Annotated in this window: 17 protein-coding genes and 1 tRNA gene; 13 read left to right on the top strand and 5 right to left on the bottom strand. The window is 58.6% G+C overall.

What is annotated here, in order from left to right:
- Positions 1-115: 115 nt before the first annotated feature.
- From Q0G85_RS03685 to Q0G85_RS03665, 5 genes are all read right to left on the bottom strand, one after another.
- Positions 116-406 (bottom strand): hypothetical protein, encoded by a 291-nt coding sequence (locus tag Q0G85_RS03685; protein WP_297154828.1) that lies wholly within the window; start codon positions 404-406, stop codon positions 116-118.
- A gap of 2 nt (positions 407-408) precedes the next feature.
- Entirely contained in the window at positions 409-1209 is an 801-nt protein-coding gene (locus Q0G85_RS03680) for a 4Fe-4S dicluster domain-containing protein (protein ID WP_297154827.1), read from the bottom strand.
- 17 nt (positions 1210-1226) lie between these two features.
- Positions 1227-3914, bottom strand: a complete 2688-nt coding sequence (locus tag Q0G85_RS03675) for a molybdopterin-dependent oxidoreductase (protein ID WP_297154825.1) — start codon at positions 3912-3914, stop codon at positions 1227-1229.
- 207 nt (positions 3915-4121) lie between these two features.
- Positions 4122-4637 carry a TetR/AcrR family transcriptional regulator gene (locus Q0G85_RS03670; RefSeq protein ID WP_297154847.1) on the bottom strand — a complete coding sequence of 172 codons (516 nt, stop codon included), beginning with the start codon at positions 4635-4637 and terminating at the stop codon, positions 4122-4124.
- Between the two features lie 108 nt (positions 4638-4745).
- Positions 4746-5273, bottom strand: coding sequence for a peptidylprolyl isomerase (locus tag Q0G85_RS03665; protein WP_297154824.1), 528 nt, complete (start codon positions 5271-5273; stop codon positions 4746-4748).
- 620 nt (positions 5274-5893) lie between these two features.
- Between Q0G85_RS03665 and metG the strand changes: the two genes are divergently transcribed.
- From metG to Q0G85_RS03600, 13 genes are all read left to right on the top strand, one after another.
- On the top strand, positions 5894-7483 hold the full coding sequence (metG, locus tag Q0G85_RS03660; protein ID WP_297154845.1) for a methionine--tRNA ligase: 1590 nt from the start codon (positions 5894-5896) through the stop codon (positions 7481-7483).
- 12 nt (positions 7484-7495) lie between these two features.
- Positions 7496-7978 carry a hypothetical protein gene (locus tag Q0G85_RS03655; protein ID WP_297154822.1) on the top strand — a complete coding sequence of 161 codons (483 nt, stop codon included), beginning with the start codon at positions 7496-7498 and terminating at the stop codon, positions 7976-7978.
- A 27-nt stretch (positions 7979-8005) separates the two neighbouring features.
- A complete protein-coding gene (locus Q0G85_RS03650; protein ID WP_297154821.1) occupies positions 8006-8641 on the top strand; it encodes a TatD family hydrolase in 636 nt (211 codons plus the stop codon).
- Positions 8642-8703: 62 nt separating this feature from the next.
- Entirely contained in the window at positions 8704-9699 is a 996-nt protein-coding gene (locus tag Q0G85_RS03645; protein WP_297154819.1) for a flavodoxin family protein, read from the top strand.
- A 1-nt stretch (position 9700) separates the two neighbouring features.
- Positions 9701-10762 carry an rRNA adenine dimethyltransferase family protein gene (locus Q0G85_RS03640; RefSeq protein WP_297154843.1) on the top strand — a complete coding sequence of 354 codons (1062 nt, stop codon included), beginning with the start codon at positions 9701-9703 and terminating at the stop codon, positions 10760-10762.
- A 99-nt stretch (positions 10763-10861) separates the two neighbouring features.
- A complete protein-coding gene (locus tag Q0G85_RS03635) occupies positions 10862-11200 on the top strand; it encodes a Veg family protein (protein WP_158050452.1) in 339 nt (112 codons plus the stop codon).
- A 297-nt stretch (positions 11201-11497) separates the two neighbouring features.
- The gene (locus Q0G85_RS03630) at positions 11498-12757 is read left to right on the top strand and encodes a DUF4145 domain-containing protein (RefSeq protein ID WP_297154818.1); all 1260 of its coding nucleotides are present in this window, start codon (positions 11498-11500) and stop codon (positions 12755-12757) included.
- 6 nt (positions 12758-12763) lie between these two features.
- Positions 12764-13735 (top strand): 3'-5' exonuclease, encoded by a 972-nt coding sequence (locus Q0G85_RS03625; RefSeq protein ID WP_297154816.1) that lies wholly within the window; start codon positions 12764-12766, stop codon positions 13733-13735.
- A 288-nt stretch (positions 13736-14023) separates the two neighbouring features.
- Positions 14024-14099 (top strand) — tRNA-Ala (locus Q0G85_RS03620).
- A gap of 1649 nt (positions 14100-15748) precedes the next feature.
- A complete protein-coding gene (locus Q0G85_RS03615) occupies positions 15749-17065 on the top strand; it encodes an MFS transporter (protein WP_297154814.1) in 1317 nt (438 codons plus the stop codon).
- A 180-nt stretch (positions 17066-17245) separates the two neighbouring features.
- A complete protein-coding gene (locus Q0G85_RS03610; protein ID WP_297154812.1) occupies positions 17246-19852 on the top strand; it encodes a molybdopterin-dependent oxidoreductase in 2607 nt (868 codons plus the stop codon).
- Between the two features lie 20 nt (positions 19853-19872).
- Entirely contained in the window at positions 19873-20694 is an 822-nt protein-coding gene (locus tag Q0G85_RS03605) for a 4Fe-4S dicluster domain-containing protein (RefSeq protein WP_297154810.1), read from the top strand.
- Positions 20695-20773: 79 nt separating this feature from the next.
- Complete coding sequence (locus Q0G85_RS03600; RefSeq protein ID WP_297154808.1) at positions 20774-22186, top strand: SLC13 family permease; 1413 nt, start codon at positions 20774-20776, stop codon at positions 22184-22186.
- Positions 22187-22280 lie beyond the last annotated feature (94 nt).

The following is a 22280-nucleotide window of genomic DNA, read 5'->3' as shown; positions in this document are numbered from 1 at the left end:
CTCTTGCTCCCTTTCGGCGAGGTTGCCTGAAAAGGTCATCTCGCCTGCATAATTAATGGATGAAGCTTTGCTAGAAAACAGAGAATGTGCGAAAACAGATGAAGCCCGAAGTCTTTTAGATGCTCTTGCCGATGAGGCTCACCCACTGCCCGTCCGAGAAAATCAAGGCGGGCAGCAGGTTGATGTGTCCTGCATGAGATCCGCTTCCCCAATAGCGGATGCTTCCCCCATGCACCGGGCCGAACTCCGTCCAAAGGCTTCCAGGCAGTTCGTAGTAACCGCGGCCAGTCTCGTCGTAGAGCTCGTTTTTTTCGTAGTCGACGCGCACGATGCGCACCCAGCCCTGTCGGGAGTCGGTTTCGCCTACGGGCGGCTGCTCGGTGCTTGTCGTGCGCTCGACTGCCATTGCTACACCAGTGCGATGTCGCCCAAGCCGCGGTCTTCCTCGACCGTGCTCACCTTCAGGGTCTTTTCTTTGCCGGCGCCCTCGATGGTAACCGTCCACTCGTCTTCTGCCAGCTCGTCAACCCAGAAGTCGCCCCAGCTGTTGGTGGTGTCGGTGTAGGTGTCGGTCCCGTTGGTGACGGTGACTGTTGCGCCTTCGACGATTTCCTCGTCTTCGGGCGTGAACACCGTGCCTGCGATGAAGCGCTTCGGCAGGCCTGTGTAGTACACGTGCGGCTTGGTGCCGTATTCCGGATGCAGGACTTCCGCACCTTCGAGGTCAAGCTCGTCGAGCTCGCCGAATTCGATGACATGCACCGGGCAGTTGTCCATGCAGCGCGGGACCTTGAGCGGCTCGTCGCCGTCGAGGATATGAGCGCATCCCGTGCACTTCTGCGGAATGTCGAGCTCTTCGTTCCAGAAGATCTTGCCATAGGGGCAGGACTTGACGATTTGCTTTTGACCCTTGGACTTAACGGGGTCGATGATCACGAGGCCATCGTCGCGGCGATAAACGGCGCCGTCCTTGCCCGCAGCGATGCAGGGAGCGTTTTCGCAGTGCTGGCAAGGCACGGGAATGTAGCTCACTTTGACCTGGGGGCGCTGGCCGCGCTCTTTCTGGTCGACCTTCATCCAGAACTGGCCGGATTCCGGTTGTTCCTGGGTGTACGGCATCCAGCAGTTTCCGCAATGCTCGTCCTTGCAGCCGATCTGGCAGGCGTGGCAGCCCATGCATTTTTCGGCGTGAATCACGAAGCCTTTCATCTTGTTGTCCTTCCTTCCTACGCCTCGACGACCCAGGCATCGCGGGTGATGCCCTGACCAGCGTCGTAGGCACGGTCGAATGCCTCGGGGTAGTCCTTCTTCCAGCTGTCGTATTCTTCCTGGGTCAGCTTCTCAGCTTCGATCAGGTAGCCGGTGACCGCGAAGCCCTTGCAGTTCTTGGATACGGTTGCTTCGGGGCTGATCAGGTTGATGGCGCCGCCGCGGTCGATGTGCGGGGCGATCGGGTCGACGCGCGAACCCTTAGCTACGACCACCGAGCCTGGCGCGATGCGCTGGGAGACGCGGGCGCCTGTGAGGATGATGCCGCGCTCGTTGTAGACCTTGACGATATCGCCGCTCTTGATGCCGCGGGCCTCGGCGTCCTCGGGGGCCATCCAGACGGGCTCGTACAGATAGCCGTCGGAACCCTTCACCTTGGTCGTCTCGATTTCGCGGTACCAGGCGATGTCGTCGCCCTGGACGTGCACGCGGAAACGCGCGGGGTTCGCCGTGACGAGCAGCGGGTATTTCTTGCAGCGCTCGCCCCAGAGCGACTCGTCGTGCGTCCAGCCTTCCTCGGCCGGGCCGCCCGTGATCCACTTGGCGATGGGCTGACGCTCCTTGTCGTCGGGGAAGTTGTCTGCGAGTGCCTGGGAGTAGAACTCGAGCTTGCCGGAGGGCGTGTCGAGCGGGAAGTTCTCCGGGTCCTCGTAGAAGCCGCGCATGCCAGGCAGCTCGTCGCGCCAGTTCTCCTCGAGCTTGGGATAGTAGAGGCCCTTTTCGACGAGGGTGTCCCAATCGATCTCGGTGGCGAGGTGGGAATTGGTGAAGCCGTACTCGAGCCACTGATCGGTGGTCATGCCGAGGTCGAGCTCTTCGCGCTTGCCGAAGCGGTCGAGCACTTCGAGGGCGATTTCCCAGTCAGACTTGGAGACGCCTACGCGGTCGCATGCGTGCGGGGTGTAGCCGGCCCAACGCATGCCGACGGTCATCGATGCGCCCATAGTGTCATCGTCTTCGAGGCACGTGGTGACGGGAAGCACCAGGTCAGCGAAGAGCGAGTCGTTCTCCATCCACTGATGGTTGGTGACGAAGAACTCCACCTCGTTGCTGCGGATGGCGTCCTGGAACTCGAAGCCGCCGTTCCAGCAGTTCATGTTGCAGGGTTTCTCGGACCAGAGCATGTGCACAGGGTTGATGCGCGGTTCCTCGGTGGGAACGGGCAGACCCGCGCGCTGCGCCATGGCCTGAGCCATCATGAGGCCCATCTTGGGGTCGCCGGGGTAGGTGAACTTCTTGAACTGCTCGTCGGTTGGCACGTAGACGATGCAGGGGCTGCCATACCATTCAACATGGCCGTTGCGGATGGCCTCGGCGATGGCGGTGCGGGGCAGGCTCTGCGCGGAGGGGTAGAACATGCGGCAGTGGTTCAGCAGGGAGAACGGGCGGGTGGAGGATTCGGCCAGCTTCTCCTTGGCGACCAGGGTGGCCTCGAGGTGCAGCTGCTGGACGCCGGGCTTGCCCATGCCCTGCATGGCGAGCAGATACGCCTGCGTGCGGCCCGGTTCATGGGAATAGGGGGTCTTGATGGAGCCGGAGCTGTAGTGCACGTGCGACGCGCGCTTCTTGCACAGGTTGCGCGCATAGGCCTTGATGGTGTGCGGGGGGATGCCGCAGCGCTCGCTCGCCCATTCGGGGGTCTTCGGAATGCCGTCTTCTTTGCCGAGGACGTAGTCGACGACCTTGTCGAAGCCGATGGAGTGCGTGTCGATGTATTCCTTGTCGTAGATGCCCTCGGTGATCATGACGTACATCGCGCCGAAGTCGAGTGCGGCGTCGGTGTTCGGCAGGATGGGGATCCACTTGAAGGTCTTGTGGCAAACGGCCGTGTAGTTGCAGAACGGGTCGACGGACACGAATTCCTTGCCGAGCTCTTCCCAGTACTTCAGCAGGCGGGAGAAGAACATGGACGCATAGTTCTGCGTGAGCTCCCAGTCGCCTGCGTCGAAGACGAGCAAATCAGCGTTCTCGCTGACGTCCTTGACGACGTTGTAGTTGCTGTAGCCGTTCTGCGGGGGCGCGATCATGCCGCCGCCGCGGTTGAAGCCGGCACCCCAGAAATGCTTGGCGCCCCAGTACCAGCCCTCGACGGAGTCGGGCGTGCGCGTCTCGCGAGTGTAACCGCCCAAAAGGTTCATGGCGGTCATGTGCATGCCGCCGCCCGCGTGCAGGTCCTTCGACTCGCGATGGCCGTCTTCGCCGATGCAGAGCACACTGTAGGGACCGTACTGGTCGATGACGCGCTTGATTTCGGATTCCATGATATCGAGCGCTTCGTCCCAAGAAATCTCGACGAACTTCGATTTACCACGGTTGGCCGCGTTCATGGTCGCAGGGTCGCCGCCTGGCTCCCAGTCGACGCGCTTGAGCGGTTTCATCACGCGGTTCTTGGAATAGACGCGCTCCTTGTAGGCGAGCGCCATGTAGTTGGGGGCTGCCTTGTACTCGGGGCGGAATTTCTTGCCGTCGACGTCGAGCTCCCACATGGAGTCGGCAAGTTCCTCGTGAGTATACTTCTCATCGATGTGCAGGGGGCGGATTCGAACAATCTTCCCGTCTTTGCTGTCGACTGCGGTGGGCTCACCGCCCGTGCCGCCGCTCGCGATGCTCTGCACCGTTGTGGTGTAGACTTCCTTCTCGCTCATCCTCGCTCCTTCCTCTCTCACCTGTTTGGGCCGTTCTGCCCTTGGGTTCTCAGGCGGGCTTACTAGGCCCGTCATCCCCTGGATTCAGGTTACAAGGCGCGCAAAAAGAGCCGCAATTGATGAAATTGCGGCTCTTCCAATGCTTTGACAGGCAAAGCGAGGGTTTCGAGAGGGAAAGGGTTGCACAATCTCGAATGTGTTAAGGAGCTAGACGTCTTTCGAATTGTCGAGCCAGTAGAAACCTGTCATCTTCTCGTACAGGGTTCCCAGTTCCTGCGGTGTGAAGAGCATCCCGTCGAAGATCCACTTCTGCATGAACATCGCTTGGGACGATGCGAAATAATAGGCTATGTATTCACGCTCGATGCCGCTTGAAATATCTGAATCGCTCATGATTTCAAGATTGAGGCGCTCGAGGGAGTGCGTGACGACGCGGATGAAAGTGTCGTCAACCCCCTTCATTGGGCGGATGAGCTTCTGGTAGAATTCCTTGTCTTCGTAGATGGGGACGTAAACGTTTTGCATGTAGATTCCCTGCAGGTCGCGCGACTGCCTTGTGGAGAGCAGCGTGTTCATCGTGTGGATGGGTTTTACGACGTCATCTTCGAAGATGGCCTGGAGAATATCTTCTTTGTCCTGGAAGTTGTCGTAGAACGTCTTCCTGGAAAGATGTGCCTTGCGGCAAATCTCTGTGACCGTGATCTTAGAATACGGCATCTCCATCACGAGTTCTCTAAAGCACCTCTCAAAAGCTTCCCTTGCCCCCATTGCTCCCCCTGGCTATTGGCGTGCGCGTTCCGCGAATTGCGTGCTATTCCATTGTATCGGGTTTCAGTGATGTGCGTGCTCGTGATCGCAGTCGCATTTTCCAAGGGATTCGCGCAGGCGATTGCATCCGCAGCCGGTTGAGCTGCCTTCGGCTTCGAGCGCCGTGGTCGTGCCGTCGTCGACGAGTTCCACTTCGAAGGATAAGTCGTGTCCCGCAAGCTCGTGGTTCGTATCGAAGAGAACCTGTCCGCCTTCGATGGCGAGGACTTTCGCGCGCGCCTTGCCGCCAGGTATGGAAAACTCGATATATTGTCCAATTGGCAGCTCGTTCGCATGGGGAAACGTATCGGCTGCGACGGGGATAACCCCTGTGGGGTCGTAGGTTCCGTAAGCCTTCTCGCAGGGGATGGAGAAGGTGCGGCGCGTGCCGTTTTCCATCGTCAAGAGCTGTTCTTCGAAGGCTGGAAGGAGCCCGCTTGCTCCGATAGTGACGGTGACGCTGTCGGGTACCAGCCAGGTGTTCACAAATTCCGTGCCGTCTTCCAACCATCCTGCGTAGTTGATCGCCACTTTTTGTCCTCTTTCCAGCATGAATGCCTCCTTTGCTTGGGTCCGTTCTCCTCCCAACAACTCTACAGGGGTCTCGCTGCGGGTGCATCTACCGAAAGGCGGGGCATGTTAAACGCGGGGTGACATATCGGCGATGGTGTTACCTGGGCGGTTACCCGAGGCGAGGTCCCATGGCGCATGCTCCGATGCGCTTTGCGTCGTTTTCGTTTTTGCTGGCGGGAAGGGGCGTAGAGCGCTTCGGTGTCGCGTTTTGTCCGGGAAAGCGCCCCAACCTGCCAGAAATCGGGTGGTTTTCATCAAAGGAAGGCATCTAGAGAGCGATAACCGTTCTTTGGGACGAGTAGCCGCAATCGGCGTGTGGGCATAATGCCAGGTCATCGTCTTGCGGTTGATAGGCGACCCTTATCTTCTTTCCGAGGTTCCTTCTCGTGATGATGAAAACTGCCCGATTTCTGGCAGGACCCCCTCTCTCTTTTCTTCTCCCTTCCCTGACGTGAAGTTCTACGGGTAACTTCCTGTGCGCTCCTTTGCGCGTGTTAAAATGTCTGCTTGCCCGCAAGGCGTTTTGGAACGCGCGGGCGGTATGAATTCGGCATGAGGGCATCATTCGCCTGACCTGCCACGATGCAAAGGAACACATGATGTCAAAGGGAACCTATTCGTTCACCACACCGATCTATTACGTGAATGCCGCACCCCACCTGGGCACGGCGTACACCACCGTCGCGGCCGACACGGTTGCGCGCTACCAGCGCATGAACGGCTACGACGTGGCGTTCGTCACCGGCATGGACGAGCATGGTCAGAAGGTCGCCGACACGGCCGCCTCGAAGGGCATGACGCCGCAGGAATGGTGCGACTCCATGGAGCCGGCTTTCCGCGACGTGTGGGATCTTCTCGACATCACCTACACCGATTTCGTGCGCACGACCGAGCCGCGCCATGCCCGCACCGTGCAGAAGTTCTGGCAGGACCTCTACGACAAGGGCTATTGCTATAAGGGCAGCTACGAGGGCTGGTACTGCGTGCACGAGGAAACCTACTACGCCGAGTCCGACCTCGAGAAGAACGAGGACGGCGAGTTCGTCTGCCCCGATTGCAAGCGCCCGGTGCAGAAGGCAGGCGGCGAGGAGAACTGGTTTTTCAAGCTGTCCGAGTTCCAGGAGCCGCTGCTCAAGTTCTACGACGAGCACCCCGACTTCATCCGCCCGGAAACCCGTCGCAACGAGATCGTCTCCTTCGTGAAGAGCGGGCTTAAGGACCTCTCCATCAGCCGTTCCACGTTCGATTGGGGCGTGCCCATGCCGTTTGACGAGGGCCATGTCGCCTACGTGTGGGCCGACGCGCTGCTCGCGTACCTCACCGGCATCGGTTACGGCGACGAGTCCCGCGAAGGCGAGTTCGAAGCCCGTTGGCCCATGCAGTACCACTTTGTCGGCAAGGACATCACGCGCTTCCACTGCGTGATCTGGCCGGCAATGCTCATGGCGGCGGGGTTGCCCGTCACGCACACCGTGTTCGGCCACGGCTTCCTGCTCACCAAGGGCGAGAAGATGTCGAAGTCGAAGGGCAACGGCATGAAGCCCGCCGACCTCGTGAAGATCTTCGGTGTTGACGCGTACCGCTACTACTTCATGAGCGACGTGCAGTTCGGCCATGACGGCAACATCTCGATGGAGCGCATGGTGCAGGTGTACAACGCCGATTTGGCGAACACCTGGGGAAACCTGTGCAGCCGCGTTTTCAATATGACGAAGAAGTACTTCGATGGTAAGGTTCCTGAGGTTCCCGCCGACGCTGCCGTGCGCGTGGCGAACCCGATGCTGCCGATCGCCGAGGGGCTTTACGCGAAGTACGACGCGTGCCTGGGGCAGGTCGACTTCACCGGTGCCGCCGCCGCGGTGCAGGAGCTTGCGGGCCGTGTGAACCTCTACGTGGAGGAAAGCGCCCCGTGGAACCTGGCGAAGAAAGAGGAGACGGCGGGCGACCTGGCTGCCGTCATCTACAATTCGCTCGAGGCGATCCGCATCATCGCGCTCTACATGGCGCCGTTCATGCCGAACACGTCGGCCGAGGTCTTCTCTCGTCTTGGACTGGGCGATATCGCCGCTTGCACCGGCATCGAAGCGGCTACCAAGTGGGGCCAGCTGCCTGCTGGCAACGCCGTCACTGTGGGCGACCCGCTGTTCCCGCGCCTGAACATGGACGAGATCGACCTCGACGCCGAGTAGCGCATCGGGTTCGTGATTTTGGAGATGAGCGACATGGGCATGACCGCACCTGAGGTGTCGACGTTCGAGATGTCTGGCGCGAGTGGCGTGGTTGGCGAGGCTGCTGTTGCCAAGGAGGCCACGATGGCCGGCGAGGCGGCCGCGGCTGCCGGCGCACCCGAGGCGGCCGCGGCTGCCGGTGCACCTGAGCCGAACACGACGGACGAGCTGACGGAGCCCGAGTTCTTCGACAGCTTGTTCCGCAAACGGAAAAAGCACGGGGAATGGAAGATTGTGGAAGCGCCTGACCTGAGCGTTTTAGCGGTCGATGCCCATTGTCATCTGCAGTACCAGAAAAACCCCGGGCTCGCGCTCGCCCGCGCGGGCCTTCACGGGGTCGGTTTCATGTGCACGGTGGTCGATGTTTTCGAGGACGGCACGACCACTTATGACAACCTTTCGAAATGGAACCACGAAGCCGCGCTTTCCATGCAGCGGCTCTTCTCCCGCTGTTGAGGCCAGCCGTCTCCGCGCGTGCCGCGGATGCGCATTGCAGCTGGCCTTCACCCTCATAACGCGAAGCACTGGGGCCCCGAAATCGAGGAGCGCCTGCGCGCGCTGCTGCACGACAAGCGCACGTCGTGCTTGGGGGAAATCGGGCTGGACTACCACTACGACCTTTCGCCGCGCGAGGACCAAGAGCGGGCATTCCGCGCACAGGTGCGCATCGCGAAAGAGGCAGGGTTGCCCGTGATGCTGCACGTTCGCGAGGCGCACGACGACGCGCTCGCCATCATGCGTGACGAGGGATGGCCTGAGGCGGGGTGCATCCTGCACTGCTTCACGGACGATTGGGAAACGCTTAGGCCGTGGATCGAGGCGGGTTGCTCGGTCACGTTCGGCGGTGCGCTCACCTTCAACAACGGCGACGACATCCGTGCGGCAGCGGCGCGCGTGCCCGAGATGCAGCTCATGGTGGAGACCGACTCCCCGTATATGGCGCCCAAGCCGTTGCGCGGCGAGGTGTGCGAGCCCGCCATGGTGGTGTTCACCGAGAGTGCGCTCGCCGATGTGCACGGTGCGGAGGGCGAGGAGCGCCTGGCGTTGTTCCGCCGTGTGCTCACGAACGCGGAAAGCATGCTGAATCGTCCGCCGACCGCATGGCAGCTGGGGAAATAGACTGCCGTTTCGTGCAGCCGTAGTACAATGCGCACAGGTTTTTGCGCTTGAGAGGGGAATTCTTGAATCGTCTTATCATCGTCGGCTCGCCGCGCACGGACGGCAGGAGCGCGCATCTGGCCAATATGCTTTTCGAGACTTGCATCGAGGAATGCCCCGATGACGAGCTCGCGCTTGCGCCGGTTTCCACGCTTTCGGTGGCGGGATGCATGGGCTGCGATGCGTGCCGCGACAATATCGCGAAGCTTGTCGAGCTTGGCGAGGAAGCCCTTGAAGACGATTTCGCCCCCTGTGTCATTGACGACGACATGCAGGAAATCTACGAGCTCATCGATTCGGCGGACGAGATTACCGTGGTGAGTCCCGTGTATTTCGCGGGCCCTCCGTCGCAGCTGAAGGCTCTGCTCGACCGTTTGCAACCTTACTATTGGACGAATGCGCGCGCCGAGGAAAAGCGCCCGGCTGTGTTGCACGCGGTGGGCGAGGGCGGCGATCCGCACGGTTTTTCTGCGCTCGTGACTATCGTTCGTTCGGCGCTCGCCGTTGCAGGGTTCCGTCTGGAAACTGTGTTCGACTGGGTGGGGAAGATCGACAATGATGGCGAGATCACGGCCGAGGCCGAGGTGTACTCGATCGAGGATTTCTTCGCAGCTGTCGATTCCGCTGTAACGCCTGTTCAGGGTGCAGAAGGCGACGGGGCTGCGATTATCGAGTTTCCCCAAGCCGAAGGGGCTCCGAGCTCGGGTGAGGAGAATTCCCCCGAGCCTGGATCATCGCGCGGCCCTCGTGGTGGCGCGCGCACGAGGCTTTCGCTCGACGATGCGGGAGGTGCGAAATCGCCCCATGCGAAGAGCGCGTCGCGTCAGGGCGGCGGCAAGAAGCCCGCGAGCGCGAACGGCAAGCCGAAGGGGTCGCATCCGGGCGGCGGCTCGCGCAAATCTGAAGGCTCACAGAAATCCCGCGGTGCTCAGGGAAAACGAGGCAGCCAGCAGGGTGGTGCGCGGACAAAGGGCGCCGCGAAGAAGGGTAACTCGAAGAAGGGCAACGGCCGTGGCTAGTATGCTTTCCCCTTTGGCGACTCCTGCGGTAACGCGCGACGTTCTGGAGGAGCACGGCCTGTCGACAAAGCATGCGCTCGGCCAGAACTTCCTGGTCAACGATGCAATTCTGCAAAAGATCGTCGAGCTTGCGCGACTCGATGCGACCGACGACGTGCTCGAGGTTGGTCCTGGAATCGGGACGCTTACCATCGCGCTTCTGAAGTGCGCTGGGCGCGTGGTGTCGGTTGAGCGCGATGCCGATTTGCCCGCGGTGCTTGAGGACACGCTCGAGCCGTGGGCCGATCGCTTCGCTCTCATCTCGAAGGATGCGCTTGAATTGACTGAGGAAGAAGTGTGTCTTGCGTTGGCGAAGTGCGCTGTTCCGAGCGAGGGCGAGGGGCGTGCTTCGCGCGCAGTTCCGCGCGACGCGAACAGTCCAGTGGACTGTTCGCCAAAGCAGGACTGTTTGAGCGCGAAGTATGCCCCTCGCCCTCTTGGGTCTGGGAATGGTACTCGCCACTCTTTCCCCAACAAGTTCGTGGCCAATCTGCCCTATGCGGTGGCAGCCACGCTCGTGCTTGATTTCTTCCAGAAGTTTTCTCAGCTTGAGAGCGCGACGGTGATGGTTCAAAAGGAAGTCGCTGACCGCATGTGCGCCGAGCCGGGCTCGAAGAACTATGGTGCCTACACGGTTAAGCTGCGCCTGTACGCCGAGCCTGCGGGTCGATTCCTGGTGAGCCCCAACAATTTCTTCCCGCCGCCGCATGTCGACTCGTCGGTTTTGCGCCTCGATCGCAGACCCGTGTTCGACGCCGACGGTGTGCCGCTCGACGACGCGCTTCTCAAGGCGACGTGCGTCATGGCCGACGCCGCCTTCGCGAGCCGTCGCAAGACCATTTCCAATTCGTTTAAAACGTATTTTGCGAGCAGGGGTAACGCCGGCAAGGCCTTCGTCGGGTGTATTCCCGATTTGCTTGATGAATGCGGAATCGATGCCAAACGCCGCGGCGAGACGCTCTCGCTTGACGAGTTCATTGCGCTGGGCAAGGCTTATTTACGGAGGGAATCTAACCCATTATAGCGGTTATTGTACCGTTTATCGCGAGATTTCGCATGAAAATTGACGTCCGTGATACAATGCGCAACCGAGATAACTATATATGCGGGAGAAAGAGCCAGCATGGATTTAGCACAGCAAGCAAAAATCGTCGACTCGATTCATGACACGCTGCATGATTTCGTGGGTCAGCGCCTGAAGGTGCGCGCGAACATGGGTCGTTCCAAAATCGTTGAGAGCGAGGGTGTCCTTACCCAGGTTCATCCGCAGCTGTTCATCATGGAGGTCGATCGTAAGCGCGGTCGCACGGCGCGCCAGTCCTACCAGTATGTCGATGTCCTGACGGGCATGGTCGAGCTGTCCCAGAACGGTGAGCCGCTGTTCGAGCCGTTCGAGATTGAAAACCCCAACGCTATTCCCGAGAAGACTGAAGTCGTTCTCGAGGAAAAAGTTCTCTCCTAAAACCAGCCGCATGGTGCAAGGAGGTATGCCCCGACTCGCTCGGGGCATACTTGTTTTAGGGCGCGCGGCTTGCTGGCTGCTTGCCCGTTCGTTTGTCCCCATTGCGAGCCTCTCGCAAGATGGGCGTCAAGCTGGGTTGAATAGCTGGTCACTTCTTGAAACAATTGATTGCGAATGGATGACTGAATTAGTCGGGTTGTCCGCTTACCAAGCGGGGGACTATCTCGCTTATGAACTATAATGAGTACAAGCGCGGTTATTTGACGGCAATTGGTATTCTGAATTGATGATGCGATTATGAGCGGTTCGACGTTTAAGCACTTCGATTACCTGATGGATCACGATGCGGAATTAGAAAGCGCCCTGGGGCTCGTTGGTTTATCGAAAAGCATCAATCGCTGGAGATGCTCCGGGATGGAGTATCCTGGAGAAGCTTTGGTCGGTTGTCGAAAGATTGTTGAGACAGCGCTTAGGAAGCTTGCGGATCCGCTTCCGTACGATCAGATGAAGTTCCTCGAAGTTATCGATTATGCAGAAGACGAGGGCCTTCTCGATAGGTCTATGGCTCTGAAATGCCATGAGATAAGAAGGAAGGGAAACGAGGGCGCCCATGAAATGTCGGTTCCCGCCATCGATGCCCAGATGACCCTCAATCTCCTTGATGATTTTCTGCGATGGTGCGCCGAGGAAAAGCAGATAATCCCACCTCTCTCGAATCGCGATGCTTGTGAGGGTGATTCGATATTTGTTGTAAAGCCTGCCAGTGAAGTGCAGGGTATGGCTCGCCGAGCGAAGTTAGCTTCCAAGCTCAGCGACAATAGGGATATCGAGAGGAAAGCTCAGGAGGCAAAATCTCAGATTGAAGCTTTCGAAAATTCTGCTAAGTCCGATTTGCAGAAAATGGAAGAGCTCATCAAGCAGGCGGAAGAAATAGGAGCATCCGCCTCTGCTCGACAAGACGAAGCGACGCTTGCAGCACAGAGCAGGCTATTCGACGGCTTGCAAAAACAGATTGACTTGCTCAAGTCTAGGAAGCAGTCGGCTAGCTCAACTTTTGACGACGTTGATTCTGAAGTTAGAGAAATCTTGAGCGAACATGACTTTATCCAGAAGCTATTGCGCGGCGGTAGTCAGGCTACCGAAAAGCAGTTGGAGGTCATGGCATTTCCGAAGGGTGCTCATTCGACTACGAACATTTTGCAAATTGCCGGAGGAGCTGGAACGGGAAAGACCCTTTGCCTGTTGGCGAAGATTATTTCCGAGATTGACGATCAAGGTCAAGGCTCTCTTTTTGAGGCTCCTAAGAAGAAAGCGCTGTTTATTTGCTTCAACAAGGGGCTAGCTAAGTATGTAAAGGGCATCTTATCGAATTACGAAGATTCCTTGCCAGATATTGAGGTAGTTCATTACGACCTTTTCGTTAACCAACTTGTGCGCTCGAAGCCAAGGGAAGAATTCGCATACCTTGAGCCGTATGTTCAGGATGTAAGGTACGTAGGAGCCAGAATAATCTACGGTTTTGACGAAGAGTACAAAAACATGCTGAAGATGGCGTAGGCAACGGTGGCAAAGCGTTATCCGGACCGGGCTAATGAATACTATTTCAACACTTCTGATAAGGCCGAACTCGATTGGCTCAAGGACGAACTTCTCTGGATAGAGGCTAGATTTGAAGATGAGCGCGATGCAGTGCAAAAATACCCCAATGCAGTGCGTGTTGGCCGAGGGACGAAGCACGTTCCTCGCGAGGTCGTGAGGCGGATTATCCTCGAGATTTGGGTTGAGCTAAATAAGATGTTGGAAGCGAAGGGAAGATACACCATTGAGCAGGCGACTAAGCGGCTCATGAAGTCGAGCCAGCTTCCAGCATACGATGCCATCGCGATAGATGAAGTGCAGGATTTCTCCTTGCTTTCGATTAAGCTGCTGCTCCGATTCCGACGGAGCGCGAACACTCGGGTTTTTATATCGGGCGACGAGAACCAGAAGATTTACCAGCGTGATTTTACATGGAAGGAGCTCGATAAGGGTCTTACGGGCCACACGATCACGTTGAGTAAAAATATGCGCAATACCCCCGCCATCAGGAGTTTTAGCGATAGGCTTTTGGGTGTGGATTGCTCTTACGAGGATGCAATGAATCGCGTTCATATAAAAAATGACGAAGATGATGGGGTTGTCGATCTGTTAAAGAGGCTCACGGATCTCAAAAAAGATGAAACCACTGTTTTGATAGGTAACAAGGAAAGATGGAAGTGCGTTCTCGATGAGGAAAAAGTGGCAATAGTCGATGACGATTCAAAGGGAATAACCAGGCCTGGGCTTTATCTTCTTGGGAATTTAGCGGGCAAAGGCCTCGAGTTCGACAATGTTATCGTTGACTACTCGAGGGAGATTAGCGAGGACGAGGAAGAAGAAAAGCGCCTCCGGTATGTTCACTTCACTAGAGCAAGAAAGCGGCTCTACATTCGCTATAAAGGTACACCGCCAAGGCTTCTGTCTAAGTACTATGCTGATTTTCTTGAGCGGGGCTGAAGCAAGCACGAAGTTCGAGATTCGCGAGTTCAGTTTCCGGTAAGACCAGTCGAGCGATCTGTTGGCGAATGAAGCGATGGTTCGCATATGGCGACGATTTGCATGATTGGAGCGTCGGCGGTCTTTTTCTACGAGATGCGGCTGACATTATCTGCGCTCGACCTCTCATTACCTGCTTGTCCGCTCGCTTCGGTATTGTGTGGACGATTTGAGCATCTCGGGATTTGATTTGACAATCCGCGCATCATCCGTCATTATTTATCGACGCGCCAAGAGCGCAAAACCCGTGGGGATGTAGCTCAGCTGGGAGAGCATCACGTTCGCAACGTGGGGGCCGAGGGTTCGAATCCCTTCATCTCCACCATGGGAACTCAAGCAGGTCGGAAAACATTCCGACCTGTTTTTTATATTGTACATGTCCTAAGTCCCGCCATCAGAAAGATGACTCTTCGCAGGCTTCTCTTCCCCCTGTCCGCATCATGGGATGCGTGAAGATCTTGACGGAGCGTTTTCGTCAATCGTGAAATGCCGCTCGTGATACTGTCGCTTAGTGGGGCGGGACGCTACCCAAGTCACTCCTTTCTTTGATGAAAACTCTGCATGGGGGACAGAAATCGTCGATATGTGAGTCTGAAAAGGGCGTCGAGGGATGTTGGCTCTGTGAGGCTCCTCGTTTGCCCAGGTCATTTTTTTGAAGTCAAGTTTCCCATAGCAAACTCCTCGCATATCGACAATTTTTGTCCGCGACGGGCGGATTTCAAGAAAGAAGGCATCCTGGGGAAAAAGCTCGAGGGGGATCCATCCCCCAATTAACTATTTGCTCGAGGGGAGTGCGCAGGTTTTTTCGACGGGCGGCCGAAGACGAAAAAGCCAGGGAAAGTCGCACCTTTCTGACCTGGCGCTATGGGGCAGTGCCTGCTCTCGTATCGGCGATGGGCGGGCAGGTTCCGGCAAAACCTGCGCACATCGAGCAAAAATTGTTGACGAGGCGGGGAGGGACTCCAGCGATGGTCCCCGATACACCGCGAACCGGAGAGCGAGAAGGGGTGGCGATGACCCTTGATGCACCACAAATCGGGACGCGATCGGAAGGTTCCGGCGACGGCACTTGATGCATCACGAACGGGGGAGCAAAGAAGGTTCCGGCGACGGCCATCGGTGCATCCCGAATCGGGGCGTGATCGGGTGCGTCCCTCCGACCCTTCGAGTGCTCGAATGCTACCCTCGAGCGACCTTTCGGGAGCACACCCCTTAGTTGGTGGTCAAAAGAACGAGTTGTGCGCTATCATATTTTAGGATAATTTGACTTGCTTGAAATTGACCTGGGGTTTTATCTCAGGAGGGCACTCCAAGCCACCATGGGGAGGTGAATCGGGCGAAAAAACGTCGCACAACTCGCTCAAATGACCATGAACCCATGGTTCTGCTCGTTTCGTCCCCGATTCCAAGTCTCATTTCGCTCGGATGTCCCGCATGACGTATGGCGCGCGTGCGGTGTTGCTCAGAATGGGGCGTGGAAAGCCTGTTGATGCATAACCGCGATCGATTGTTCTGGTGATATAAGGAGAAGGCGGCGCTGACGGGAGTTTCTGGCGGAAAATGCGTTCAGGGGTTGTGGATGTGACAGGAGTCGGGTGATTCGCCCCACTTTGTCGCCAGTCCCCGCACGCTATCCTGCGGCGTCCAGCCCCCATTTCGCGGCGCCCCACTTCCATCCCATCCCGCGGCGCCCGCCTCCATCTCGCCCTCTCGCAGCGCCCGCGCTCCCTCCCGCCTACCCCACCGCGCCCGCGCTCCTTCCCGTCCGTCTCCTCTCCTCATATCAAGGCCGCTCGTTTTCCCTCATCCCGCGCGCTTTTCTCCCAGCGAGTATGAGGTCGCAACATTTGTTGAGACGGAACCTCAACCTTCATTTATGGATTCCCCAGCCTATCCCTGCAACAATCAAGAAGCCGAATCGCACAGGGGCGATAAGGCAAAAAGGGGATTCGATTTTTGTTTTGAGGGGGAATCATGTCATCAGTATCAACATTTGGCGTGCAAAGCCGCCAGCTGAAACCGAGCGAGCGATGGATATGCTTCGCTGCGCTGTTCTTCTTGGGCTTCACGGCGACGTTCAACCAGTTCAAGGCTGCACCGGCAATTCAATACATCGGCGCCGACCTGGGAATGTCGGTGGATATGCTGTCCCAGATCATGGGCGTTTTCTCTATTGCGGGTATGCTCCTTGCGTTTCCGGGTATGCTCGTCATGCAGCGCTTCGGCGTGAAGTTCTCGATCGTCGTCACCTCGGTCATCCAGCTCATAGGCTCGCTCATCTGCGCTTTCTCCGGCGACACGGCGATTTTTCTGGTAGGGCGAACGCTTGAGGGCGTGGCATACGGCCTCATTTGCGTCATCGGTCCGAATATCATGCCGCGACTTTTCCCGTTGAAGGATCAAGGCGTCGTGATGGGCATTTGGTCCCAGTGGACCCCCATGGGCGTCGTCATCGCATTTTTCACCGCTCCGATGATTTACGAGGCAGCGGGCGGCGCGGCGATCGCGTTCTCCTGGCAGCCCATTTGGTACGTGTCCATCGCGATGGAAATCATCTCGATTGTCTGGCTGCTCGTGAGCTGCAAAATGCCGGCAATTCCGGAAAACGAGCTCGTCGACGGCGACCCCGCTCGTCGCAAGCGCCCTGGCAAGAACTTCATGCTCGCCGGCTTCATGGTCTGCGCGTGCTTCTTCGTGTGGGTGTTCGTCTACGTGGCAAACATCAACACGCTGTACCCGACGTTCCTGCAGAACATGAAGGGCCTGAGCGTTTTCGACTCGTCCATGCTGCCTAACTGGACGGCCATCATCACCATTCCGCTTGGCATCATCTTCGGTATCGTCGCTGACAAGTTCAACTTCCGCAAATGGATGGTTGCGGGCGGCTACCTCATCGTGGCGGTGTGCGTGTTCTTCTTCTTCTACACCGACGGCGCCGACATGACCGGCCCCTGGATCGCCTGCATCCTCATGGGTATTGCCGGAGCCCTCGTCCCGACGGGCACCCGCGCAATCGCGCCCGTCTTGGTCCCCGAGCCGAAAAAGACCGACCTCGTGCTCGCCACCATGGCATTCGCGACCGGTGTTGCCCAGGTCGTTGGCGGCTACATCGTTTCGCCTATCGTCACCTCCATCGGCTATCAGGCGAATGCCCAGTTCGTGCTAACCCCGCTTGCCCTTCTTGCGGCAGTGCTGGTGATCGTGTTCGTGAAGTCCGACCGCAAAACCTATGAGGTGCGCGTTGCCGAGCGCGCGGCTCAGGATGCGGCGGAAGCGGAAGCCAACGCGTAGTCCCAGGCTGCTATCCCTCCAGAAGAGGCGACTCCACACATCGGCCCGGCCTTCCCCTGCGTCGGGCCGAAACAAAGATTCCATCAAGCCAATATGCGCATAGCTGTGAACAGGCACGCGACTTGACGAAGCGCGCTGCCGATAACAATGAGTGAGGAAATTGAGGAGGTATCGAATCGTATGAAGACTTCAGACAAAACCGTCGTCCACAACCTCGGCCTTGAGGCATGCGGTGGCGGTGCGAACATGGTCGCCGCGGATGTGAAAGACGGCAAGCTCGTCCGCATTCGCCCCATGAGCTTCGAAAACGATTACACCAAGGAAGAGTTGAACTACTGGGTTCTCGAGGGAAGGGGCGGCAAGACGTTCGAGCCGGGCATGAAGACCCCGACGCCGCCGTTCCCGCTTGTCTACAAGCGCCGCACGTATTCCAAGAACCGCATCCCGTTCCCTATGAAGCGAATCGACTGGGACCCGGAAGGCGAGCGGAACACGCAGAACCGCGGTACGAGCAAGTACGTCCGCATCAGCTGGGACGAGGCGTGCGAGCTCATCGCTGCGGAAGTGAAGCGCGTTCACGATGAGTATGGTCCCTATGCGATTCTCTGCCAGGCCGACGGCCATGGGGAAAGCAAGGCGGTGCACTGCTGCCATGGCTGCCAGACCACGATGCTCGATTTGTGCGGCGGCTACACCGTGCAAGCGCGCAACCCTGACAGCTGGGAAGGCTGGTACTGGGGCGCTAAGCACGCGTGGGGTATGGACCCGGTTGGGCAGAACACGTTCTCGACCAACACGGCGCAGGATATCGCCCAGAACGCAGACGCCATGCTGTACTGGGGCTGTGACCTCGAGACGACCACGTCTGCTTGGGGCGGCCAGTTGGCGAGCAAGCTTGCCTTCTGGTTCGACGATTGCGGCGTGAAGCATATCGCGATCGCCCCTGATGCGAACTACACGGCGGTCGTGCATGCCGACAAGTGGATTCCCGTCTTGCCGAACACCGACGCGGCGCTCCAGCTCGCTATTGCATACGTGTGGATAACGGAAGGAACCTACGAGAAGGAATACGTCGACACCCACTCCATCGGCTTCGACTGGTTCGAGTACTACGTGCTGGGGAAAGAAGACGGAGTTGCGAAATCCCCCGAATGGGCGGAGCCTATCTGCGGCGTTCCGGCGTACAAGATCAAGGCGCTCGCTCGCTATTGGGCGCGCCACAACGTCTCGATCGGCCACTGCAACGGCGGCTCGTTCATCCGCGCCGCTTTCGCGACCGAGCCTGCGCGTCTTGAAGTGTACCTCATGTGCATGCAGGGAATCGGCCTGCCCGGCCGCACGACGATCAAGTTCATCGAGTGGACGCTTTTCGGTATGCAGTCCTGCAGCCCGATTCCTCCCTCGAAGGTCGCTCCGTCGACGGGCGCCTGCTTCAACGGATGGGTAATCGGCTCGAACCCCGATCATCAGATCGCGAAGTGCCACATCCACAAAGCGCTTCGCGGCGAGAAGTTCAGCTGGTACGGGCACGGCACTGCATCAAACGATCGCCCCGACCAGTTCGAGAAGCTTGAGTTCCCGCCCGATGGCGTGCCCGGCATCAAGATGCTCTGGTCGGACAACCCCGCCTTCTCCACCAGCCTGAATGGTGGAAACGAGTACTACGACGCGTTGCGCAGCGACAACCTGGAATGCTACGTCGTGCAGGCGCCGTGGTTCGAAGACGACGCCCGTTTCGCCGATATCGTGCTGCCCATCACCACGAAATTCGAGTCGTCCGACTTCGGCACCGACGCCGATAGCGGGCAATGGAACTCGGTCATCTACGAGGAGCAGGCCATCGAGCACGTTGGCGAGGCGCGGACCGACTGGGAAGCGGTGCAGGGCGTTGCTCGCGCACTCGAAGTGTACGGCGGGCGCTACGAGAACCTTTGGCAGCGACTCACCAAGGGCAAAAGCACCGAGGACCAGATCCGCGAAGGTTACGAGGCGTGCGGCATCGCCGAAGAGGAGCGCGACTGGGAGGCGTTCAAGGAGCGCAAATACCAGCTCATCCCGACGGTCGAGAATTGGGAAGGCATGATGACGGGGCTTTCCGGCTTCGCGTCGTCGCCCGAGATGTTCCCCATGACGACGCCTTCCGGCAAGATCGAGTTTTATTCGACCGGCCTGGCCGAGCATTTCCCCGACGACAAGATGCGCGGGCCGGTTGCCCATTGGATCGAGTCGGGAGACGGGCACGACGACCGCTTGTCGAGCGAGCGCGCGAAGAAGTACCCCTTCCTCGTGGAGTCGAACCATCCGCGTTGGCGCGTGCATGCCGAGTTCGATGACGTGGAGTGGTTCCGCGAGATTGAGACTTGCAAGGTCATCGGCCCTGATGGCTATGCGTACGAACCCGTGTGGTTGAACCCTCGCGACGCCGAGCGCCTTGGCGTGAAGTCGGGCGATGTCGTGAGCGTGTTCAACGAGCGCGGCGAGGTTTTGGGCGGCGCGCGTGTGACCGAGCGCGTGCGCGAGAGCGTGGTGTACATGGATCATGGCGCCAACAGCGACGTTATTGTTGCCGGGATCGGCGGCCTTGACCGCGGCGGCGACATCAACCTTATCTGCCCGACGCATACCACGTCGAAGAACGCGAGCGGCGAGGTCACGAGCGGTTACTTGGCGGGCGTGAAAAAAGTCGACGTGTTCGAGCTTGCCAAGAAGTATCCCGAAGCCTTCAATCGCAGCAATTACCAGCCGGAATATGGCGCTGACGTGCGCGACTACATCGTGGCTCAGTAAAGGATGGGGGAGTGAACCATATGAAATCGATCATTGTCGATCTGGACCGCTGCAACGGGTGTTTCAACTGCCAGATCGCCTGCAAGGACGAACACTGCGATAACGATTGGCGCCCGATTGCCGCGCCGCAACCAATGACGGGGCAGCTCTGGTGCAAGGTTGACCAGAAGGAACGCGGGCGGGTGCCCGTTGTCTCGGTCGACTACACGCCGACGTTTTGCGGCATGTGCGACAACGCTGAGTGCATGAACGCCGTATCGGACGGGTCGGTATATCGCCGCGATGACGGCATCGTCCTCATCGATCCCGAGAAGGCCCGCGGGCATCGCGAGCTGGTCGATGCGTGCCCGCTTGGGATGATTTACTACAACGAGGCGCTCGATTTGCCGCAGAAGTGCACGGGCTGTGCGCATCTGCTCGACGATGGCTGGGAGGCCCCGCGCTGCGTCGATGCGTGCGCGACAGGCGCCCTGCGTTATGGCGACGTGGAAGACTTCGCCGACGAGCTCGACGATGCGCAGGTTGCCGAGGCGCTTGAAGGCAAGGGCTCGCATGTGCTCTACGTCAACCGCCCAGCCGAGCGCTTTATTGCCGGAACGGTCGCCGATCGCGAGGCGAACGAGGTTCTCATTGGTGCGAAGGTGCAGATCATCGACAAGTCGGGCAACCAGGTCGCCTCGCTTGAGACTGACGAGTTCGGTGACTTCAAGTACGAGGGGTCGGCGAAGTCCCAATGCAAGGTGAGCATCGAGGCCGAAGGCTACGAGCCGGTTGCCCTTGATGCCGACACCACTGCAGATGATGTCGTGTTCGACGACGTGTTCATGAAATCACTGGCGTAGAACCAATTGGTTGAATAAGGAGGATAGTTATGTGCAAAGGGGTTAATCGGGTTTCGCAGACGATGGGGGGCGGTGCGCGATGAAGCAGAAAAGCGCTCTCGTTCGCTTCCTGATTGTGCTTGCGGGATTGATCGCTATCGGGCTGGTCGCTGTGGCGCCAACGCCTGATGGCCTTACCGGCCAGGGGAAACTCGCTCTCGTCATCTTCCTCGTGTCCATCATCTTCTGGGTCACCGAGGTCATGCCGATTGCGATTACCGGCTGGGCGATGGTCGGCTTGCTGCCGTTGCTCGGAATATTGACGCCCGACCAAACGTGGTCGGCGTCGATTAACAACGCGATCATCTTCTACCTGTGCTGCTTCGCGTTTGCGTGCTTTGTGGGTCGTTCGTCCATCGCGACGCGCCTCACGGGCATGATCTTGAAGTGGGCGGGCACGAACTCTTCTCGCGTGCTGCTTGGTTTCATGGTGGTCACCGCGCTGATCTCGACGCTTATGGACAACCTGCCGCTGTGCGCCGTTATGCTGCCGATCGCTTACGGCGTGCTTGACGCGAACAACACGCCGACTGGAGGCAAGTCGGCGTTCGCGAAGTGCATCGCCATCGGCATTCCGTGGGCGGCGGCAATCGGCGGTGCCATGACGCCTTCGGGCTGCATTATCAACGTGCTCGCTATGACGCTCATCGAGCAGAACTTCGGCGTGTCCATCAGCTTCATCCAGTGGATGGCATTCGGCGTGCCTCTGGCCGTGATCACCATTCCCGCGGGCTGGTTTGCGCTTATCAAGATCTTCAAGCCCGAAGCGCTCTCCCAAAGCGCAGTTGATTCCGGCGTCAAGCGCGCCGAGGAGCTGCCGAAGCTTCCCCGCCACGAGGTCGGCGGCATCGCTGTCATGCTGATCACGCTTGTCGTGTGGATTGCAAGCTCCTGGATTCCCGAGATCAACATCACGGTCGTGAGCCTTATCGCCCTCGGCTTCATGTTCTTCCCCGGCATCGAGGCCATTCGCTTCGACGACTTCCTGACCGACAGTCCTTGGGGCATGATGCTGCTCATGATGGCGGTGAACGTTCTTGTGGCGGCGCTTTCCATCACGGGTGCTATGGAATGGGTCGTGAGCACCGTGATGGCGCCGATGACCGCATGGCCGCTCGTGGTGACCATGATTGTCCTGTCCGTAATCGGCTGCATCTTGCACAACGTTATTCCCGCAGGTCCCGCGTGTGCTGGCCTGATCGCCGTTCCGTTCGCGACCATTATCGGCGGGATGGGTGGCTCGATTGCCGCAACTTGCGCGATGGTGGCTTGGTGGTCGGCAATCGCCCTCATGCTTCCGCTCGATGGCGTGCCGCTTTTGTCCTACTCCAGCAACCGCAAGTACTTCTCCTTCGGCGACATGGTGAAGGTTGGTTGGGCACCGAGCTTGGTGATGGTGATCATCACGGTCACGCTCACCCCCGCGACGGCCGCTTTGATGGGTCTCGCCTAGCGATTCGGCCAGCTTTTGATTGGCTTGATTTGAGCTTGGCTTTCTCAATCTGCCTTGGCATTCTCACGGGTCGGTCTGGCTTGGCCCACGTTGC

The sequence above is a fragment of the uncultured Ellagibacter sp. genome (genome assembly GCF_934617235.1).
Taxonomy (GTDB): domain Bacteria; phylum Actinomycetota; class Coriobacteriia; order Coriobacteriales; family Eggerthellaceae; genus Ellagibacter.
Note: the sequence above shows the minus strand (reverse complement) of the source record. Positions and strands in the feature narration are given on the sequence as shown.